This window comes from Lentzea sp. NPDC054927 (assembly GCF_053610285.1).
The window spans coordinates 147359-165165 of record NZ_JBSGXZ010000006.1 but is presented as its reverse complement, the minus strand read 5'-3'; the positions used below and the strand labels follow the sequence as shown (position 1 = coordinate 165165).

Annotated in this window: 22 protein-coding genes and 1 pseudogene; 12 read left to right on the top strand and 11 right to left on the bottom strand. The window is 68.5% G+C overall.

Features of this window, described 5'->3' with window-relative positions; genetic code table 11:
- Positions 1-54: 54 nt before the first annotated feature.
- Positions 55-471, bottom strand: coding sequence for a Rid family hydrolase (locus tag ACWGE0_RS12565; RefSeq protein ID WP_452261009.1), 417 nt, complete (start codon positions 469-471; stop codon positions 55-57).
- Between the two features lie 92 nt (positions 472-563).
- Here ACWGE0_RS12565 and ACWGE0_RS12560 point away from each other — a divergent pair, with 92 nt between their 5' ends.
- Positions 564-1469 carry a GlxA family transcriptional regulator gene (locus ACWGE0_RS12560; RefSeq protein WP_452261008.1) on the top strand — a complete coding sequence of 302 codons (906 nt, stop codon included), beginning with the start codon at positions 564-566 and terminating at the stop codon, positions 1467-1469.
- A gap of 178 nt (positions 1470-1647) precedes the next feature.
- On the opposite strand, the gene ACWGE0_RS12555 is transcribed toward ACWGE0_RS12560, so the two are convergent.
- Positions 1648-2961 carry a replication-associated recombination protein A gene (locus ACWGE0_RS12555; RefSeq protein WP_452261007.1) on the bottom strand — a complete coding sequence of 438 codons (1314 nt, stop codon included), beginning with the start codon at positions 2959-2961 and terminating at the stop codon, positions 1648-1650.
- 324 nt (positions 2962-3285) lie between these two features.
- On the opposite strand from ACWGE0_RS12555, the gene ACWGE0_RS12550 reads away from it, so the two are divergent.
- Both ACWGE0_RS12550 and ACWGE0_RS12545 read left to right on the top strand, forming a co-directional pair.
- A complete protein-coding gene (locus ACWGE0_RS12550) occupies positions 3286-3477 on the top strand; it encodes a hypothetical protein (RefSeq protein WP_452261006.1) in 192 nt (63 codons plus the stop codon).
- Between the two features lie 54 nt (positions 3478-3531).
- Entirely contained in the window at positions 3532-3810 is a 279-nt protein-coding gene (locus ACWGE0_RS12545) for a hypothetical protein (RefSeq protein WP_452261005.1), read from the top strand.
- A gap of 9 nt (positions 3811-3819) precedes the next feature.
- Here ACWGE0_RS12545 and ACWGE0_RS12540 read toward each other — a convergent pair whose 3' ends face one another.
- On the bottom strand, positions 3820-4026 hold the full coding sequence (locus ACWGE0_RS12540; protein ID WP_452261004.1) for a hypothetical protein: 207 nt from the start codon (positions 4024-4026) through the stop codon (positions 3820-3822).
- On the bottom strand, positions 4023-4514 hold the full coding sequence (locus tag ACWGE0_RS12535) for a DUF6326 family protein (protein WP_452261003.1): 492 nt from the start codon (positions 4512-4514) through the stop codon (positions 4023-4025). Before ACWGE0_RS12535 ends, ACWGE0_RS12540 begins: the two co-directional genes overlap by 4 nt.
- 163 nt (positions 4515-4677) lie before the next feature.
- Here ACWGE0_RS12535 and ACWGE0_RS12530 point away from each other — a divergent pair, with 163 nt between their 5' ends.
- Positions 4678-5817 carry a sensor histidine kinase gene (locus ACWGE0_RS12530; RefSeq protein ID WP_452261002.1) on the top strand — a complete coding sequence of 380 codons (1140 nt, stop codon included), beginning with the start codon at positions 4678-4680 and terminating at the stop codon, positions 5815-5817.
- A complete protein-coding gene (locus ACWGE0_RS12525) occupies positions 5814-6470 on the top strand; it encodes a response regulator (RefSeq protein ID WP_452261001.1) in 657 nt (218 codons plus the stop codon). Before ACWGE0_RS12530 ends, ACWGE0_RS12525 begins: the two co-directional genes overlap by 4 nt.
- Positions 6471-6562: 92 nt before the next feature.
- On the opposite strand, the gene ACWGE0_RS12520 is transcribed toward ACWGE0_RS12525, so the two are convergent.
- Positions 6563-7009 (bottom strand): hypothetical protein, encoded by a 447-nt coding sequence (locus ACWGE0_RS12520; RefSeq protein ID WP_452261000.1) that lies wholly within the window; start codon positions 7007-7009, stop codon positions 6563-6565.
- A complete protein-coding gene (locus ACWGE0_RS12515; RefSeq protein WP_452260999.1) occupies positions 6979-7542 on the bottom strand; it encodes a hypothetical protein in 564 nt (187 codons plus the stop codon). The genes ACWGE0_RS12520 and ACWGE0_RS12515 overlap by 31 nt, the downstream gene beginning before the upstream one ends.
- 352 nt (positions 7543-7894) lie before the next feature.
- Between ACWGE0_RS12515 and ACWGE0_RS12510 the strand changes: the two genes are divergently transcribed.
- The gene (locus ACWGE0_RS12510; protein ID WP_452260998.1) at positions 7895-8173 is read left to right on the top strand and encodes a DUF7336 domain-containing protein; all 279 of its coding nucleotides are present in this window, start codon (positions 7895-7897) and stop codon (positions 8171-8173) included.
- A 19-nt stretch (positions 8174-8192) separates the two neighbouring features.
- Positions 8193-8372 carry a hypothetical protein gene (locus ACWGE0_RS12505; RefSeq protein WP_452260997.1) on the top strand — a complete coding sequence of 60 codons (180 nt, stop codon included), beginning with the start codon at positions 8193-8195 and terminating at the stop codon, positions 8370-8372.
- Here ACWGE0_RS12505 and pdxY read toward each other — a convergent pair.
- Positions 8350-9201 (bottom strand): pyridoxal kinase PdxY, encoded by an 852-nt coding sequence (pdxY, locus tag ACWGE0_RS12500; protein ID WP_452260996.1) that lies wholly within the window; start codon positions 9199-9201, stop codon positions 8350-8352. The two genes, ACWGE0_RS12505 and pdxY, sit on opposite strands and share 23 nt — an antisense overlap.
- 320 nt (positions 9202-9521) lie before the next feature.
- Here pdxY and ACWGE0_RS12495 point away from each other — a divergent pair, with 320 nt between their 5' ends.
- Positions 9522-9728, top strand: a complete 207-nt coding sequence (locus ACWGE0_RS12495; protein ID WP_452260995.1) for a response regulator transcription factor — start codon at positions 9522-9524, stop codon at positions 9726-9728.
- A 336-nt stretch (positions 9729-10064) separates the two neighbouring features.
- Here the strand turns inward: ACWGE0_RS12495 and ACWGE0_RS12490 are convergent, their stop codons facing one another.
- Entirely contained in the window at positions 10065-11774 is a 1710-nt protein-coding gene (locus tag ACWGE0_RS12490) for a BTAD domain-containing putative transcriptional regulator (protein ID WP_452260994.1), read from the bottom strand.
- Between the two features lie 88 nt (positions 11775-11862).
- Here ACWGE0_RS12490 and ACWGE0_RS12485 point away from each other — a divergent pair, with 88 nt between their 5' ends.
- The gene (locus tag ACWGE0_RS12485) at positions 11863-12111 is read left to right on the top strand and encodes a DUF4242 domain-containing protein (protein ID WP_452260993.1); all 249 of its coding nucleotides are present in this window, start codon (positions 11863-11865) and stop codon (positions 12109-12111) included.
- Between the two features lie 88 nt (positions 12112-12199).
- On the opposite strand, the gene ACWGE0_RS12480 is transcribed toward ACWGE0_RS12485, so the two are convergent.
- Entirely contained in the window at positions 12200-12358 is a 159-nt protein-coding gene (locus ACWGE0_RS12480; protein WP_452260992.1) for a PxKF domain-containing protein, read from the bottom strand.
- A 205-nt stretch (positions 12359-12563) separates the two neighbouring features.
- Positions 12564-16304: a tetratricopeptide repeat protein gene (locus tag ACWGE0_RS12475; RefSeq protein WP_452260991.1), complete on the bottom strand. Its 3741-nt coding sequence runs from the start codon at positions 16302-16304 to the stop codon at positions 12564-12566.
- Here ACWGE0_RS12475 and ACWGE0_RS12470 point away from each other — a divergent pair.
- Positions 16270-16539 (top strand): integrase core domain-containing protein, encoded by a 270-nt coding sequence (locus ACWGE0_RS12470; RefSeq protein ID WP_452260990.1) that lies wholly within the window; start codon positions 16270-16272, stop codon positions 16537-16539. The two genes, ACWGE0_RS12475 and ACWGE0_RS12470, sit on opposite strands and share 35 nt — an antisense overlap.
- A 13-nt stretch (positions 16540-16552) precedes the next feature.
- Here ACWGE0_RS12470 and ACWGE0_RS12465 read toward each other — a convergent pair whose 3' ends face one another.
- A complete protein-coding gene (locus ACWGE0_RS12465; protein ID WP_452260989.1) occupies positions 16553-16759 on the bottom strand; it encodes a hypothetical protein in 207 nt (68 codons plus the stop codon).
- 21 nt (positions 16760-16780) lie between these two features.
- On the opposite strand from ACWGE0_RS12465, the pseudogene ACWGE0_RS12460 reads away from it, so the two are divergent.
- Positions 16781-16984, top strand: a pseudogene (locus ACWGE0_RS12460) (cold-shock protein); the annotation flags it as partial.
- Positions 16985-17014: 30 nt separating this feature from the next.
- The gene (locus ACWGE0_RS12455) at positions 17015-17719 is read left to right on the top strand and encodes a cold shock domain-containing protein (protein ID WP_452261131.1); all 705 of its coding nucleotides are present in this window, start codon (positions 17015-17017) and stop codon (positions 17717-17719) included.
- Positions 17720-17807: the final 88 nt, after the last annotated feature.

The following is a 17807-nucleotide window of genomic DNA, read 5'->3' as shown; positions in this document are numbered from 1 at the left end:
CCTGGTCAGGCCGGGCGGGTGCACGAGTGCCATCTGTTCACGGTAACCCGTCGGTCACACGCGGGCGATGAACTTGATCTCCACCAGCTGTTCCGGGAACGCGAGCCCGGTCGTGCCGACGAGCGTGCTCGCGACCTGCGGGTCGGGCCTGCCGTACGCCTCCTTGCGCACCTTGCCCGCGACGGCGAACGCCGCGGGGATGTCCAGCACGTAGACGACCTCCTCGACCACGTTGTCGAGCGTGGCGCCGAACCGTTCGAGCAGCTTCGCGGTGTTGATGTAGGTCTGCCGCATCTGCGCTTCCATCTGCTCGAAGCTCGTCGCCCTGCCGTTCTCGACCGGGGCCGGCGCGACGAGGTCCGCGCCGTCGTGCGACAACTGCCCGGAGATGTAGATGGTGTCGCCGTGCTTGAGCGCCTGCACGTAGCCGTAGGCGGATTCCCAAGGCACGTCGTGGTTGTGCGTTTCCATGCTGCTGAGCCTTGCGAAGATCGCGTGCGGAGACGATCCGTGTTGGTGCCGGAAACCGCAAGGATCGTGACACCCGGAGTACGGTCGGGTGCGTGCTGACCGTCGCGATTCTCGCGCTGCCCGACGTGTACCCGCTCGACCTCAGCATCCCGGCCCACGTGCTCGGGACACAGCCCGGCTACGCCGTCGAGGTCGTGCGCGAGCTCAAGCCGGCCGACGTCGTCGTGGTGCCGGGCTACGAGAACCCGGAGACCGCGCCCGCTGCCGAGCATCTCGAAGCCCTGCGCGAGGCGCACGCTCGCGGCTCCCGGATCACCGCCATCTGCACCGGCACGTTCGCGCTCGCCTTCGCCGGATTGCTCGACGGCCGTGACGCCACCACGCACTGGCGCTACCTCGAACTGTTGCGCGTGCTGCGGCCGTCGGTGAACGTGCTGGAGAACCGGCTCTTCGTCGAGGACGGCACGTTGCTCACGTCGGCGGGCGGTGGGGCAGGCATCGACGCGTGCCTGCACCTGATCCGCACCGACTTCGGTGCCGCCGCTGCGCATGAGGCCGGACGTGAGGTCGTGGCGTCTCCTGCCCGTGACGGCGCCGAACCGCAGTACATCGACGTGTTGAGCCCGGCGCGTGCGGACCTGACCGCGGTGCGGTCGTGGGCGATGGCGCACCTCGGCGACACGATCACGGTCGACCAGCTCGCGGTGCGGAGCAACCTGGGGCGGCGGACGTTCATCCGGCACTTCGAACGGGAGACGGGGTACTCGCCGATGAGGTGGGTGACGATGCAGCGGGTGCTGAGCGCGCGGCGGCTGCTGGAGACCTCGGACTGGCCGGTGGACCGGATCGCCGCTGCCACCGGTTTCGGCACGGGGTCGAACTTCCGGTCGGTGTTCCGTCGTGAGGTGGGCGCGACGCCGAGCGGGTACCGCAGGGCGTACCGGGGGACTCTGGGCGAGGCGATGAGCGGGGCCCAGGCGGGGGAGCTGTCCACCTGATCGTCCCGAATCTCTCCCCGGCCAGACAACTCGCGATCCCCGCCGCCGGCTCGCCACCCCGCCACAGCACCTCGAAGTACAGCCTGCGCCGAGGCTCAGGATGATCCGAGCGGGCAGCAAGCGAATCGAAACCGTGCTTATTCGCCTGATTCGACCCGCTTCGGTAGCTGTCGGCGGGTCATCCGCGTTGTCGGCGAGCACGCGAGGCAGCCCAGCGGCGCAGGTGCTCGGTGATCTGGGCCTCGTAGCCGTTTTGGGTGGGCTGGTAATACGTCTCGCGGTCCATGCCGCCGGGGAAGTAGTCGGCACCGGAGAAGCCGTCTGCGGTATCGGGGTCGTACTGGTAGTCCTTGCCGTAGCCGAGGTCCTTCATCAGCCGGGTCGGGGCGTTGAGGATGTGGGCGGGTGGCATGAGCGAGCCGGTGCGTCGGGCTGCGTCATGTGCCGCGTTGAAGCCGCGGTAGACGGCGATGGACTTCGGGGCGGTGGCGAGGTAGACGACTGCCTGGGCGATCGCCAACTCGCCCTCGGGGGAGCCGAGGCGTTCGTACACGTCCCAGGCGGCGAGCGCCTGCTGAACCGCGTGCGGGTCGGCCATGCCGATGTCCTCGTTTGCGAAGCGGACCAGTCGGCGGGCCACGTACAGCGGGTCCTCGCCACCGTCGAGCATGCGGGCGAGCCAGTACAGAGCCGCGTCCGGGTCGGAGCCGCGCATCGACTTGTGCAGCGCGGAGATCAGGTTGTAGTGGCTCTCCTGCGCCTTGTCGTACAGCGGGGCGCGCTGCTGGATGTGGTGGGCGAGCGCGATGGTGTCCAGGGGAGTCTCGACGTCGGGGATGGCCTGGAGCTGTTCAGCCATGTTGAGGAGGTAGCGGCCGTCGCCGTCGGCCATGGCGATCAGGGCGCGACGGGCGTCGTCGTCCAGGGGCAGCCGGTGGCCGGTGAGCTGCTCGGCGCGGTCGAGCAGCGTGGACAGTGCGGCTTCGTCGAGGCGTTTGAGCACGAGGACCTGGGTGCGGGAGAGGAGGGCGCCGTTGAGTTCGAAGCTCGGGTTCTCCGTGGTGGCACCGATCAGGGAGATCGTGCCGTCCTCGACGTAGGGAAGGAAGCTGTCCTGCTGGGCGCGGTTGAAGCGGTGGATCTCGTCGACGAACAGCAGGGTGCCCTGGCCGACACGACGCCGATTCTGTGCGGCGGCGAAGACCTTCCGCAGCTCGGCCACACCGGAGAAGGTGGCGGACACCGATTCGAAGGCGAGGTTGCTGCCGTCCGCGAGGAGCCGGGCGATGGTCGTTTTCCCGACGCCGGGCGGTCCCCACAGGATGGCGGAGCCGAGGCGCTGCTGGGCGACCATGCGGCCCAGCGGGGCGTCCGGGGCCAGGAGGTGGTCCTGCCCGACGACATCTTCCAGCCGGGTGGGGCGCAGGCGGTCGGCGAGTGGCCGGGCGGGCTCCTCGTCGAAGAGCGGCAGGGTCGGTTCGATCGGTTCCATCGGGACTCTCGGGTGGGAGGCGGGACGTGTGCGGACGTGGCGAGCGTTGCACGGGACACCGACAATTGAGAGCTCAGCCGCCGGCGGGGGCGAGGGCCTCGCCGGGGTCTGCTTTGAGGATCACGACGGGACGCCCCGGGATCTCGGTCATCAGCATGAACACCTTGCCTCGTACCTTGAAGACCCCCAGTCAGGGCCGAAGGGATGCTCCAGCCCGGCTCCGGGAAATTCCTCCGACACTCCGGGCCGCGCGGTCAGGCTGGACCGGCCGCAGTTCGGCTGTACGGGTTCCAGTCCCCGGTCGGCACTCCGTACGGGCTTGAGGTGACCACCGTTGAAGACTTCTTCGCCCAGCACGACGACTGGCCGTGGAACCCGCCCCGTCCGGGCCGCGCCACCTTCCACTACCTCATCCTGGTCACCGCGGGCGAGCTCCTGCACGATGTCGACTACGTCACGCGGACCATCGCCCCAGGCCAGTGGTTGTGGGTGCGTCCCGGACACGCGCAGTGCTGATGCTCGGCACCGCCCACCTGCTGACCCCCGCTCACCGCGCACGAGGCGCCCGCCGTGCTGAGCCCGCACCCCGATGACGCCTCCTGGCTCGAGCAGACGGCACTCCAACTGCTGGACGAACACCGGGCGCTCGGGCGCCGCCCTCTCGATGTCCACCACGCCCTGCGCCGCAGCCTGCTCGAATCGCTGTTGCTGCGCCTCGCCAACGCCCCCGGCGTCGCCCCCGCCGACACGACGGCCGGCGAGGGCCGTGGTGACACCTACGGACGATTCGGCGGTTGCTCGAAGCCCGGCGCTTGCTGGGAGGCGCCCGGTGGGATGCCCGAACCGTGAGCACCATCGTCACGGCCGTCGAGCTTGCGAGCAGATCGAGTCGATGTGCGCGATGACCTTGTCGCGTCCCGCGATCAGTTCTCCGTCGCCCAGGACGACGACGTGCTTGCCCGGCGTGATGCCGGACTCGACGTCGGTGTCCCACCGCCAGGAGGCCCGCACCGCGGCACCGAGGCAGATGGCTCCGAACAGGAGGGGGAGTGCTCTTGGAGTCACGCTTGCTGTTGGGCGCGAACGGTTTCACGGTCCGGGCTGGTCGCCATGGTCGCCGACGGCGCGGTGCGGGGCCAGGTCCAGGCATACCTCACGATGAGGGCGAGAAGGATCAATTCCAGTACGACGCCAAGGCCGTAGAAGTACAGCCAGGACTCGCCCACCGCGTTGAATGCCGTGACGGGGACGTAGAGCGAGGCGACAGTGAGGTTGGTGATGCGGTTCGCCCGGGCGGGCAGCGTCATCGACAGCACGACCATGAGGATCGGGATGGCCACGAGGGTCAGCGCCGTGGTCGAAAAGGTCTGGGAGAGGTCGAACTCGAAGACCTTGCCGTTGAGGATGTCCTGGATGACGCCGGGAGTGAAGAAGTTGAGAATGTCCACATAGGCGTACAGGAACATGAAGCTTGTCCACGTAGCGGCGAGCTTGGCTCTCACCGAGATCCGCTGGTCTTCCAGTGTGGCGGTGGTGGGTTGACGTGTTCTCATCATGGGCTCCGTTGTTCGTGGTGAGGATCGGTAGGCCCACGATCGCTGAACCCGGCGGCGGGCGCCCCGGCCCGGAGGCTGAGGTTCGCCTGGCCGATGGCATGGTCTCTCTCCTGTTCTTTCGGCGGGTACACCGAGGCACGCCGATCCCTAGGCTGGTGCCGTGGTCACTGTCTGGCGCTCCATCTGGCGTGAGCCGCGGCCTGCTGACGCCCCACCCATCGGTCGGCTCGACTGGCTGCTGGTGGGTGTGGTCGTGGCCGCCACCTTGGTCGAGGGCATCGCTCGGCCGGGCTTGGCCTGGCAACCCCTTGTGACGGTGCTCGCCCTGGCGCTGGTGCCTGCCCTGCTCTGGCGGCGGGGCCGCCCCCTGATGGCCGCCCTGGTCGGGTGGGGCGTCGCCGGGCTGCTCTCGGTCCTCCAGCTGATTGCGCACGCCGGGGAACTCGGCCTCTACTCCACGATGGCCGTCCTGATCCTGCTCTACTCCCTGGTGCGGTGGGGCTCGGGACGGGAGATGGTCTTGGGGACGGCGTTCGTGACGGTCGTCGTCGCGCTGGGGACGTACGCCTCCTCCGCGGGCTGGGCCGACGTTTTCGGCGGGAGCGTCCTCTTGCTGTTGTTCGTCGCCCTCGCGGCGGTGGTCCGCTACCGCGCGGACCTCTGGCATCGCCAACAGCGCGAGATCCGCAATCAGGAACGGGTGGCGCTGGCGCGCGAGCTGCACGACACAGTGGCCCACCACGTCTCGGCCATCGCGGTGCAGGCGCAGGCCGGTGGTGTGGTCGCCGGCATCCAGCCTGAGAAGGCTGCCGAGTTCCTGGCCGTGATCGAGTCCGAAGCGTCGCGAACCCTGGCGGAGATGAGATCCATGGTGCGGGTGCTGCGGGAGGAGGAAGCCGTCGCCTACTCACCGCAACTGGGTGTGGCGGACCTGCCTGCTCTGGCGCGCGCCGACGCGACGCCCACCGTCGAGGTCTCGCTGGACGGTTCGTTGACTCGGCTGGCACGACCCGTGGACACCGCGCTTTATCGGCTCGCGCAGGAGTCGCTGACCAACGCCGTGCGGCACGCCCGGAGCGCGACCCGCGTCGGGATCGACGTACGCCGGGAGGGCGGCGCCGTCAGGCTGCGTGTCAGCGACGATGGACAGACCGAGCCGCGGCCAGCTCCGGAGCCCGGGTTCGGCCTGCTGGGCATGGCCGAACGTGCCCAGCTCCTCGGCGGATCGCTCTCCGCGGGGCCGGGGCCTGAGGGTGGCTGGGTGGTCGAGGCCGTGCTGCCGGTGGAGGCGTTGGGATGAGCATCCGTGTTGTCGTAGCCGACGACCAGGACTTGGTCCGGATCGGGCTGGTGACGATCCTCGGCGCGCAACCCGACATCGAGGTCGTGGGGGAGGCAGCAGACGGGCTCGCAGCGCTCGACCTGGCGACCCGGCTGCGTCCTGATGTCCTCCTCGTCGACATCCGGATGCCTGGGCTCGACGGCGTCGAGGTGACGCGGCGCCTGGCCGGGTCAGACGTGACGGACCCGATGGCGGTCGTCGTGATCACCACCTTCGACCTCGATGAGTACGTCCTCGGCGCCCTACGCGCCGGCGCCCGCGGCTTCCTGCTCAAAGACGCCGGCCCGGCGCTCCTCGTGCAGGCCGTCCACGCGGCGGCCAACGGGGACGCGCTGATCGCCCCCAACGTCACCAGTCGGCTGCTGGCGATCTTCGCCGGCCAGGCGCCGGTGGTACCGGTCCAGCCCATCGACCCGCTCACCGAGCGCGAGGAGGAGGTGCTCGCGCTGGTGGCACGGGGCCGGACCAACGCCGAGATCGCCACCGAGCTCTTCGTCGGCCTGAGCACGGTCAAGTACCACGTCGCATCGTTGATGACCAAGCTCGGCGCACGCAACCGCGTCGAGATCGCGATGTGGGCATACGACACCAGACGCGTGAGAGCGACTTAGTGGGGGACCAGAACGGGTGGATGTTGAGGCATTCGTCGCGCAGGCCATGGCGAGCACTTCGCCGGTGATCGAGCACTCGACCAGTGAAGTGTTCAGCAGTCGAAGGCGAGGTGCTCCTCGAACCGGTACCCGGCGAACGCTTTGCGTAGATCGTCCAATGTGGATCCCGAGCGAATGCCGCCGATCTCGGTACGCGCAGTCCGGTCCGCTCCAGAGACGCTGATGGCCAGGACGCGTCCGGTCGCCGACTCGACGCTGAACCCCGGTGATCCTTGATCTTTGCTGTAGCGGACGCAGGGAGCGTTGGCACCCTGGTACTGGTTTCCCTTGTCGGTGTAACCCTTTGCCAGCAGGTCTTTGGCGGTAAGTCGCAGGGTCGACTCACCGATGCCGTCGAATCTGACCACGGTCCCGCCAGCTGGTGGAGTGGCCTTTGGTTTGACCTTGGTGAAGAGGGTGACGGTGAACGCACCGGCGTCGAGCATCAGCGTCGTGGCGGCGTCGGTGGTCACGAAGGTGATCTCGGCGATGGCGAGCACTCTGCCCAGTGCACGTTTGGCGGCGTTTGCTGATCGCTGAACAGCCGCTGCCAAGCCCACGACGGCGTGACCGGCGAGCTGACCACCATTGCTCCGCCTCGATTGTTGGCGATCTTCACCACCGCGACCGCGGCGTTCTTCGGATCCGCGCCGACGCAGACCCTGATCGGGCCGTTGATGTCGTCGAGGAAGATGGTGTCGTCCAGCCACTCGGGCGCCTTGCCTTCACACTTCGGTGCGTCCGCTCGGGTGCCGAAGAACTTGCCCAGCGCGTTGGAAGTTGCGCTGATGACGCCTTCGAACCACGACTTGAAGCTGAGGTGGTCCACCGACACCGTGCCGGTGCGACGGTCGGCGGACATCTCAGCGACCCGGACGTGGGCGTTGGTGACTGCTGTGGAGTCGTCCACGGCGGGGTCGTACCCGCTGCCGTCGCCGGAGTCGTCGACGAGGTAGAGCACGTGGTCGTCAGGCAACGGTTGGTCGGCCCGCCAGACGAACGTCCACGGCGCGCTCGGCTGGCCGCTGGTCAACGGGCCACAAGAACCAAGTCACGAGCGCGGCCACGACGAAGGTGGCCAGGCCGGCTGTAAGGAGGAAGCGACGCCGTCGGGGTCTAGCAGGATCCGCAGCGGCTAAGTGCTACGGCATTCGGGTGAGCGCCGTAACCACGACAGGTGACTTCACCCGTGCCAGGCGCCACACGTCCCGGTTGTCCACTACGCCTGGGGCTTCGTCGCGCCTCTCCGGAATTCATTGCCAAAAAGCGTCGACTTGCGAGCATCCGCCGGTACTACGATTCGTCGCCGAAAGACGAGGATGGACGCGTGCTCGGCCGGACCACGGTTAATCGGACCGGCTACATGTCTGGTTGTGGGAGAGCCGATGAGTGACCGAGTTTTTCTGCTCTGGCACGTGCATCACGTTGCTGAGGGCGAGGACGGGGAAACCCGGCACTTCTCCGATGACGGTGAGTTCCGGGCCGACGAGGAAGAAGGTGACGACGTCAAGCTCCTCGGCGTCTATTCCACACGGGAGCAGGCGACGGCGCGGATCAATCGTGCCAGCCAGCTCGAAGGGTTCCGGGACGAGCCGGAGTGCTTCTACATCGATGAGTACGCGCTCGACGAAGATCAGTGGACTGACGGGTTCATCACGATCTGACGGAACTCGAGCATCGCAAGTGAGAGCGCACGCAACTCTCCCGCGCGTCGCCGGGCTGCTCGACGTCCGGCCCGCCACCCCGGTGCTGTCGGTCTCGTGGCTCGGCACCGACCTGCGCGGGGTGGCGGTCGAGCGGTCGCGGGTCGTCCTGCGTGGCGATCGCGCGCGACTCGGGCTCAGCGCACCTGCTCGGCCTTGAACTGCATCCGCGGCGTCGCGTAGAACTCCTGGGCCTGCACCAGCCGCAGTTCGCGCTCACCGGAGCGGTAGGTCAGGTCGATCAGGTCGAAGACGCTGGACGCGGTGCGCTCCAGCGCCAGCGCCGCGTCGTTGGTCTGGACGTAGTGGGCGGTGAACAGCGCGGCCGTGACGTCGCCGGAGCCGTTGGCCTTGAACGGCAGGTGCGGGGTGCTCACGAGCCACGACCCGGCGGTGTCCACGACGAGCATCTCGATCGTGTCCTCCTCCCGATCGGGCCGCTCGACGCTCGTGACCAGCACGGTCGACGGGCCCATGGCGCGGGCGAGGTCGGCCGACGCCAGCGTCTCCTCGACGCTCACCGGCTCGGTGTCGGTGAGGAAGCCCAGCTCGAACTGGTTCGGGGTGATGATGTCGGCCGCCGGCACGACCCGGTCGCGCAGCAGCACGGGGATCTCGGGTGCGACGAAGCAGCCGGACTTGGCGTTGCCCATCACCGGGTCGCACGCGTAGAGCGCTGCCGGGTTCGCGGCCTTCACCCTGCGCACCGCGTCGATGATCACATCGGCGATGCCCGTGCCGCCCTGGTAGCCGGACAGCACGGCGTCGACCTGCGGGAACACTCCGCGTTCCTCCACCCCGAGCAGGATCTCGGCCACGTCCGACGGCGGCAGGAGCGGACCGCGCCACGCGCCGTACCCGGTGTGGTTGGAGAAGTTCACCGTGGGGATCGGGACGACCTCGACCCCGAGGCGCTGCAGCGGGAACACGGCGGCGGAGTTGCCGACATGCCCGTGGGCGACGACCGACTGGATGGACAGAACCTTCATCCGCCCACCCTAGAACGGACGCCTGGACGTCGTGGTACCGCCGGACCACGTTGGTGTTGGTGGCGCATCTGTTCCTGGCCGTCACGATCGCCGCTGAACGGAATCCTGGTGACTCCCGTGGCGTAAGAGTGGCACTGGGAGACTTGTGCCGGTGTGGTGACCGGGAGCGGCACAAGCCGTGGCGGATGTCGGTTGAGCTGGCACACTGAACACGACCACGAGGGTCGTCTGTTCTGCTTCGGTGACCGGGCGAGGTTCGCCTCCCGGTTGGCCGTGGGGGTACAGGCGCTCCTTCTTCGCCGTGCGAAGGAGAGCTGCGCATGCTCAGTCCGCGTGAATACGAAGTGCTGCGGGAGTTGGCCGAGGACAGGACCGACCGCGAGATCGCGCGGCGGCTCGGTATCAGCGAACGGACCGTCCGCGCCCACGTCAGCAGGATCATTCTCAAACTCGGCGTCGCGTCACGGGTCGGCGCGGCGGTGACGTTCGTGCGGTCGAGCTTCGGCGGCGGTTCCGACCTGGCGTAACCGCCAATAGCTGCACGGCGCGTCGACGCGCGAGGCTTGTTCCAGATCGTCAGGCGTGGGGGCGCTGGTGGGGGTGTCGATTCGTCGGGCCGGCTCTGCCGTGGGGGAGCAGAGCCGGCCCGGCCTGCTGACGCGGGTGGGCTCGGCCTCTCGAAGTGGGTGACTCGCCGTGTTCGAGTCCTGGCCGGCGAAGATCGAACTCGTGCGCTCGCTCGTCGAGTGCGGAACAGTCCTCCGTGTGAACCCGTACCGCCACAATGGAATCCCGCGGTATGTCCCTGCCGTGCAACGCAGGATCGTGCCCACTCCAGATAGGACACGAACGCGGCGCGGACCTCAGGATCGTCCGGCAGCGGCTCGGCAGCGGGTCTCCTCGATCGGCCTGCGCAGGGTGGAGTAGAGCTCGGCCGCTTCGAGGAACAGCGCGGCCGCCTGGGTGGTCTGCCCGGCTGCTCGGCGCAGTTCGGCTCGGATCTCCCACAGCGCGGCCGACCACGGGCCGCCCTGCCACAGTCCGGTGATCCGTTCCGCGTCGGCCAGGTGCCGCCGGGCCCGGCCCAGCTCGTTCGCACGGGCGCAGGCCCGTGCCGCCTCGATCCGGAAAGCCATCGAGCACGGGTCGCACACATGCGTCGCCTCGTCGAGCATGCGTTCGCCATCGCGGACCGCGCCGAGCGCCTCGACGAGCCCGCCGGCGGCGAGCACGCGCAGTCCGTGGATCCGGATGACCAGGTGGGACCGGATGGCCGACGAGTGAGCGAGCGGCACAGCGCGGTCGAGCAGAGCGACGGCGACGACCCGGTCTCCGCGCCGGACGTTCGCTTCCGCGGCACGTTCGAGCGCGATGCTCTGTGCCGAGAGGCAACCTGCCCGCTTGGCGTCCGTCAGCGACTGCTCGAGATGTTCACATGCCTCGTCGAGGTGGCCGGACAGCAACGCGAACTCACCGAGCAGCAGGTGGGCCAGTGCCCGGCCGGCCGGCGAGTCCGCCTCGGTCGCGATGCCGAGCAGGTCGCGGCCGAACGACTTCGCGCCCTCATGGCCGTCCGGACCGTACAGATAGAACTCCTGGAAACACAGATGCGCGTCGAACACGGCGCCTTCCAGATTCGCGGACCGCCGGACGGAGTCGGAGAACTCCTGCCGGAACTGTTCGTGCCACGTGCCTCGCGCGTAGGCGACGAGCGCCAGCAGCGTGGACGCCTCGCCCAACTCGTACCCGAGGTTCGCGTCCAGTGCCAGCGCACGTGCGCTCTTGGCCAGTCGCTCGGCCTCTTCGACGTTGCGTCGTCCCCAGGCGACCAGCCCGTTGGCGAGGGTCACCGCCACCGTCTGCGCCACCGACGGCGGTTCGGCACCCTCGGCCAACGCTGTTTCGTAGAGGGCGACCGTCTCGGCGTCGGGCCCGACGCCGATGCGTTCCCGCAGCGCCGCACGGAGTTGTTCGAACTGGCGTAGCGCTTCGCGACGCCGCCCGGCCGCGAGATGGCGCCGCATGATCGCACGGTGCGCCTCTTCGTCGGTCTCGTCCAGCTCCAGCAGCCGGGTCCAGTCGCAGGCGGTCCGCAGCAACTCGATGTAGCGGGTCCTCGCCCTGCTCCGCCGTTCCTCCGCCCACCACTCGTACCGGTCGTCCGGCAGCAAGTCCCCGCCGTATGCCGCGGCCGCGGCGGCGCACGCCCGAGCGTTGCCCGACTCCAGCGCGGCGTCCGCGGCCCGGTCGAACCGCGCGAGGTCGCAGTCGAGGCGACCGTCCGGCCACAGCACCAGAACGTGGCTTTCGACGCCGATCGAGCCGGGGCCACCGAGTGCCCGGCGGGCGTAGTGCACGGCCTTGCGCAGGTTCGCCCCCGCCGCCTCGGTGGGCAGACCCGGCCACAGCAGCTCCATGACCTGCTCGCGGTGCAGCCGGTGTCCGGTCTCGATCGCCAGGAGTTTCACCACGTCGGCGGCTCGCCGGCTGCGCCAGGCGTGGGACGGGACGGGCTGGTCGTCGACTGTGACGCCGAACCCGCCGAGCACGCGCACCTGGCAGGTGGTTGGCATGGGCCGACCCTACGTCGGCCGGCGTGGGAACGCTCGGGGAACGCGGTGCGGCCTAGCCTCGCCGAACACTCGGAAAGAGGAGGCCCCGATGTTGTTCATGGATGTTCACAACGCACTGCCCGATGGCGCGACAGCGAAGGACGTGGCGGAAGCCCACGAGGCCGACCTGCGCACCCAGGACGAGCACAGCGTGCGGTACCTCAACTACTGGGTCGACGACCAGGCGGGCAAGGTGTTCTGCCTGGTGGAGGCCCCGGACGCGGAGGCCGCGCACCGAGTGCACCGCGAAGCGCACGGTCTCGTCGCCGACGAGATCTATCCGGTCGTGCAGGGATAGCGCCGTCCACATCGGACAGCAAACCCGGTGACCTCGCCACGGCGCACGAGATCTGCCTGCGCCGTGGCGTCGAGCGTGGCGAGCTCGGTCACCTCAGTCCCACCGTGACGAAGTGGACCTGGCCGTCCTCGAGCCTGGCGCCGATCCGGTAGGTGTACCCGGCGGTCGGTCCCTTGGTCTGCCAGTTGTAGATGTACTGCTGTGCCGTGGCATCCCAGCGGAACGTGCCGTCACCACGACGACGCAACTGTCCACACCGGACACGGCGTCCGTGGCGGTGCAGGTGGGAGCCGGTGCGGTGAAACGGTAAACCGCGCCGTCGGCCACGCTGACCGACTCGATGACCGGGCACGCGGTGTCGATGTTGATGCCGCCGACGGTCTTGCCCTGCGCTCCTTCTCCCTCGGCGGCACCGACCACCGCACCCACACCGAGCAGAACGCCGCCATCAACTACGCATGGTCTTGAACGTGCGCTGCTGTTCCGGCGACTAGAGCGGGGCGCTTGTTCAGGTCCGCGAGTTGGGGCGCGTGCAGGAACATCTCCGAGGTGGGCGCGCGAAGCTCCCGCTTGAGTGCGATGGCTTCGTGGGGTCGGCCGGCTTCGTGTAGCAAGTCAACGCAGGTTTTCAACGTCGCGCGCAGCTCCTTGGCGTGTACCGGGCCGAGCTGTTGGTAAAGCTCGACGGCCATCTTCGCGGCGAGCACGGCGTCGTCGAGTTCGAGCTTGGAGACCATCCTGACCCATGCGAAAGACCGCAGGCATCCCGCCGTCTGGTGCGCGTTGCCGATATCCCTGATCCGTTCGACTGCCAGCTTGGTCGCGGCGAGCGCTTGGTCGCGACGGCCGAACTCGACGAGGCGGGCGCCGAGGTTGGCGAGAGACATGGCGGAGTCCGCACGGTGGGTCAGGTCGATGTGGGCGAGCCGCTCGTGGATGGCTGCAGCCTGTTCGGCGGCCCGGAGTGCGTCTGTCTGCCTTCCGAGCGCGACGTGGCGGGTGCTGAGATTGCTCAAGGTCCTGGCCAACTGCGCTTCCAGCGTGATGAGCCTGGCAGCCACGGGGGTAAGCAGGTCGGCGTGCTGTGGAAGGCTGACGCAGATCGCGGCGGTGAGCTGGTGCGCGGTCGTCGACCGTTCGGCGAGTTTGTCCGTCGACTGTGCGAAACCGCGCGTGGACTCCAGGAAGATCTCGTTCACCTGCTGCTGTAGTTCGCACGCGCGCTCGGGCAACGGTTCGCGCGCTTCTTCGGCCGCCAGTGGTTCGGTTGACTCAGGCGACTCGGAAGTGCGCGGAGAGTCGGGTAGCGCGATGCCGAGTTCGATCAGCATGGTGTTGAGCTGCAGTTCGTAGGCGCCGAGCTTGTCCTCGAAGATGGTTGATCTGAGCAGCCAGGCCTGGCGTGCAGAGGCCAATGCCTGCTCGTGGTTACCGATGTGGGCCAGGTAGATGCCTTGGTTGTGCAGTGAGGTGGCGAGTTCTGCCTGGAATGCGGCACGGCTGACCAGTACGAGATTGTTGTGCAGGTGGACGGCCTGCCCGATGGAGCTCACCGCGTCGTGGGCGCGGCCGAGCCGGAAGTGCACGGCGGCGAGTTCCCGCAGGGACGCGGCGAGTTCGGGTTCGAACCTCGACGGGTTCGCGTTTGCGAGCCGCTTGCGGATGGCGACGGCTTCCTCGGTTGCGATCAGAGCCAGGCTCCAGCGGTCTAGCTGTGCGCTGTGGTGTCCGAAGTTGTGCAGCGATGCCGCAAGGTCGGGTTCGAACAGCATTCGGTTCGTTTTGGCGAGCTGGAGGTGCAGTTGCATCGCCTCGCGGGCCGCCTCGAACGCCTCCTGGTGGCGCCCGGCGTCGGAGAGGTGCATGGCGACGGTGTTCAAGGCCGTCGCGAGATCCGGTTCGTGGAGTGAACGGTGTCCGGCTGCGAGGCGCCGCTGGATCGCCACCGCTTCTTGCGCGACACGCAGCGCCGGGCCGTGCAGACCTACGTCAGCCAGGTCGAGTGCCTGGTTGTTCAACGACGATGCCAGGCTCGAATCGTGCGCGGCCGGGTTCGACTCGGCCAGCTGCCTGCGCAGTGCCACCGCTCTGTTCGTGGCGTTCAACGCGCGTTCGCCGTAGCCGGCTGCCGCGAAGTGCGAGCCGAGGTGGTGCAGCGCCTCGGCCAGGTCGGCCTCGAACCAGCCGGGACGTGCAAGCACCATGCGCTCGTAGATGTCGACGGCCTGCTCGCTGGACTTGAGCGCTGCGTCGAAGTCCCCGGCGTTTGCCAGTTTGCGCCCCAGCACGAGGTGGAGCTTGGCCCTCGCGGCCGGATCGCCTGTCCTGTCGAGTCGCAGTGGGGTGAGGCGTTGAGTGAGCCTGGCCGCGGGGTAGTCGAGATCGACGTGGCGGTGTTCTGGCAGATGAGGCTCGATCGCGGCGAGCAAGTCGGGATCCGCTGTGTCGACGACCGCCATCACCGCGCTGCCGCCGGCGGTGATCAGCCGGTCCGGGTCTTCGCGGACGAGCGAGGCCAGGTGATGGGTGACGTGCGGCCACCTCTTGCTCGCTTCAGCGAGCACCGTGATCACCTGAGCCCGGCGTAGGGCAGGCAGTGTCAGCATCCTGGAGATCAGTTCGGGGGCGCGTGGATCGCCGGGTTCGTCGCCGCCCGGCAGGCACCGGGCGATGAAGTCCTCGCCCATGCGGTCGGGCGACAGCGAGGTGAGCACCGCCGCGTCGTCTGCCGACGGGTAGCAGGCAAGGTGGTCGTCGAGCAGGCGACCGGCCTCATCGTCGTTGCCGGCGAGACCGGTGATCCGCAGGGTTTCCGAGCCCTCCGAGTAGGACATCGGGCCGGTGAGCGTGGCGAGGAAGACGAGGCGCGCCACCACGTTCGTCGAGGACTCGATCGTGCCGGCCGAGCGCATCCGCGCCCAGTGGTCGGCTTCGCGGTCGAGCAGGTAGCTGGCGAGTGCGCCGGGGTGTGCTGGTGGGGTCCGATCACGGTCGCACGCATCCACTGCGGCCAACGCGGCCATGTGGATCGTCAGCACTGATCGATACGCGTTGTCTGTCAGCGATCCGGCAGGACGGACACCGGTGATGTCGGTGCCGAGCACGGAGGCGAAGCTGTCGCGAGCGGAGTTGAAGACGGCCGTCCGTGACCGCGCGTCGGCGGCAAGCTCGGTGAGTCGCTCGGTACTGGTGCGGATGCCGAGCTTGTGCAGGGGATAGCGCAACGGGTCCCACCAGCACGAGCCGGATCGGGCCAGCAACAGCACCCTGGCGGGCCCGCTGTGGCGGATCCGGCCGTCCTCGAACAGAGCCAGGAGGTCGCTGCGCGGCCACCGTTCCGCGTAATCGACGATGACGAGGAGCCCTCGGCCTGCCGGATGTGAAGTCCGTTCGTAATTCGAGCCGGCGAAATCGCTCGCATGATGCGCGACGACCACCGTCCAGCCCGCGCGTGCGGACTCCGCCGCGAATTCGTCAGCGAGACGCGTCTTGCCTTGACCGCCGGGACCGAACATCAGCGTCGCACCGATCCGCCAGGGCTCGTTCAGCCACTGTCGCAGGCGAGCCAGTTCGGTTTCGCGGCCCGTGAACGGAACGACTCGGTTGGCCGCGAGCAGAAGCTGACTGGGCTGTACGCGCAGCTCAGCAGGGTCTGGACGGCGTGGCTCCGAGAACGGGCGCAGGTCGTAGCGGTGCCGCTGCGGGTGCAGGTGAACGTCACCGTGAACGCTGCCTGCCTGGAACACCAGGCCGCTGGCAGACCCGGTGAACTCATTGCGCACGTAGGAATCGAGACCGCCTCGATTCCTATTTCCGTCGCCCCGCATCGATTCTGTCCCCTGAGCGCGTGGATTGAGGCGGATGAGCGTAGCGGAGCCGCTGTGGCCTGGATTACGTGGCCATAAAATGGCACAGAACGTGTCGGCGTTGCGCAGGTATGAGAAGTGTGGTTTTGGGACGTGCGCTCGTCGTGGACCGCGCTGAGCGCGTATGCCGAGGCGGTCGTGCCAAATTAGAGGAGTCCGGCGGCTTCCTCGTAGCCTTGAGTGGAGGTCAAAGCAGTGGCGGCTCCCTCCTCGTGTGGAGGTCCTCCAAGCCTGGCTTGGTCTGAGCAACGAAAGTTGTCGTTGAGCGGGATCCGGACGGCGAGCTCCGCGGATGAACGCGCAGTGCGAACCGATCATCGGCAGCATCCGCCGTGAGATTCTCGACCACGTCCTCATCATGGGAGAAAGTCATGCGCGTCAAGTACTCGCGGCCTACCAGACGCACTACAACGAGCACCGGCCTCACCAGGCCCGCGACCAGCTACCGCCAGACGTTCAAGAACACACCGGAACGGTGCACGATCTTGACGTTTCTGGCTGTCGACCTGTCCGCACGCGGATCCTCGGTGGGGTGATCAACGAGTACCGATATGCGGCTTGAGCTGCAGCGATGACTATTTGAGCGGCACAAGATCGTCGGCCGACAGCGCGCGTTCGAGCACCAGATCGGCGAGAAACGTGATGAGGACGTCCGCATATTCGGGCAACGGCTGGTGACGGCGCGCGAACTCGGTGACTTCGGCGATGTACTCACGGCGGAGCTGCCGCGCGTCGGGATCAGGATGTACATACGGCGCCTGGGACACTGGACCCCCGACCATCCGTGAGACCAGGAGTGCACCGTGCAGCAGGGAACCGTCCGTTGGTACGACCTCGAGCGCGGCTTCGGCTTCCTCGCCCCCGACGACGGCAGCGACGACATCTTCGTGCACGTCTCGCAGGTGCAGGGCGAGGGCGCGGCCCGGGCGCTGCGCGAGGGCCAGACGGTGGAGTTCGAGACCGGTGAGGGACCCCGCGGTCCGCAGGCGCTGCACGTCGCCGTCACCGGGGACGTCGCGCCCGACGCGGCCCTGGGCGTGCTCGCCACCGTCTCCTGGTACGAGCCGGCCAAGGGCTACGGGTTCGCCGCGCCGGACGGCGGGGGTGCGGAAGTGTTCGTGCACTCCTCCTCCATCGTCACCGGGGGCGTCCTCGCCGCCGGGCAGCGGGTGGCCTTCGTCATCATCGCCGGGGAGAAGGGGCCGCAGGCCCAGCACCTGGTGCCGCTGAGCTTCGACGCCGGGGTCCGCAGAGCCCCTCTGGTCGCGCCCGGCGACGGCGCCGACGGCTCCGTCCTGTGGTTCGACGAGGAGAAGGCGTTCGGCTTCGTGGCCGCCGACGACGGGGCGGGCGACGTCTTCCTGCACGTGCGCGCTCTGGTCGACGAGGTGTACCTGCCGGCCGAGGGCGACCGGGTCTCGTTCACCACGGTCACCGTGGACCAGGGTCGTCAGGCGCGCGAGGTGCGGTTCGTGGCCACCGGCGAGCCGGTGGAGGCCGCCGCGGCCCCCAGCCAGGCCCGTTCGGTCGCCCGGCCCGCAGCCCGCGCCGGCGACGGCTCGGTGGCCCGCTACGACGCCGACCGCGGCTTCGGCTTCATCACCCCCGACGCGGGCGGGCCCGACCTCTTCGTGCACGTCTCGGTGGTCTCCGGCGAGCCTCTGGTGGCTGGCGAGCGGGTGCGCTTCCGCATCCGGCAGAGCGACCGGGGCCCGCAGGCCGATGCCGTCGAGCACGCCTGACCGTCCGGGACGGTCCTACGACGCCTTGAAGCGGGCGATGTAGCGGCGCTGCCACGGCGGGTCGGTTCATGAGCCGGACTACGCGGCC

Bases quoted from the DNA above. Each gene is read 5' to 3' on its own strand.
- ACWGE0_RS12565 (WP_452261009.1), bottom strand. From the start codon at position 471: ATGGAAACGCACAACCACGACGTGCCTTGGGAATCCGCCTACGGCTAC.
- ACWGE0_RS12555 (WP_452261007.1), bottom strand. From the start codon at position 2,961: ATGGAACCGATCGAACCGACCCTGCCGCTCTTCGACGAGGAGCCCGCC.
- ACWGE0_RS12535 (WP_452261003.1), bottom strand. From the start codon at position 4,514: ATGAGAACACGTCAACCCACCACCGCCACACTGGAAGACCAGCGGATC.
- ACWGE0_RS12525 (WP_452261001.1), top strand. From the start codon at position 5,814: ATGAGCATCCGTGTTGTCGTAGCCGACGACCAGGACTTGGTCCGGATC.
- ACWGE0_RS12510 (WP_452260998.1), top strand. From the start codon at position 7,895: ATGAGTGACCGAGTTTTTCTGCTCTGGCACGTGCATCACGTTGCTGAG.
- pdxY (WP_452260996.1), bottom strand. From the start codon at position 9,201: ATGAAGGTTCTGTCCATCCAGTCGGTCGTCGCCCACGGGCATGTCGGC.
- ACWGE0_RS12495 (WP_452260995.1), top strand. From the start codon at position 9,522: ATGCTCAGTCCGCGTGAATACGAAGTGCTGCGGGAGTTGGCCGAGGAC.
- ACWGE0_RS12490 (WP_452260994.1), bottom strand. From the start codon at position 11,774: ATGCCAACCACCTGCCAGGTGCGCGTGCTCGGCGGGTTCGGCGTCACA.
- ACWGE0_RS12485 (WP_452260993.1), top strand. From the start codon at position 11,863: ATGTTGTTCATGGATGTTCACAACGCACTGCCCGATGGCGCGACAGCG.
- ACWGE0_RS12470 (WP_452260990.1), top strand. From the start codon at position 16,270: ATGAACGCGCAGTGCGAACCGATCATCGGCAGCATCCGCCGTGAGATT.
- ACWGE0_RS12475 (WP_452260991.1), bottom strand. From the start codon at position 16,304: ATGCTGCCGATGATCGGTTCGCACTGCGCGTTCATCCGCGGAGCTCGC.
- ACWGE0_RS12465 (WP_452260989.1), bottom strand. From the start codon at position 16,759: ATGGTCGGGGGTCCAGTGTCCCAGGCGCCGTATGTACATCCTGATCCC.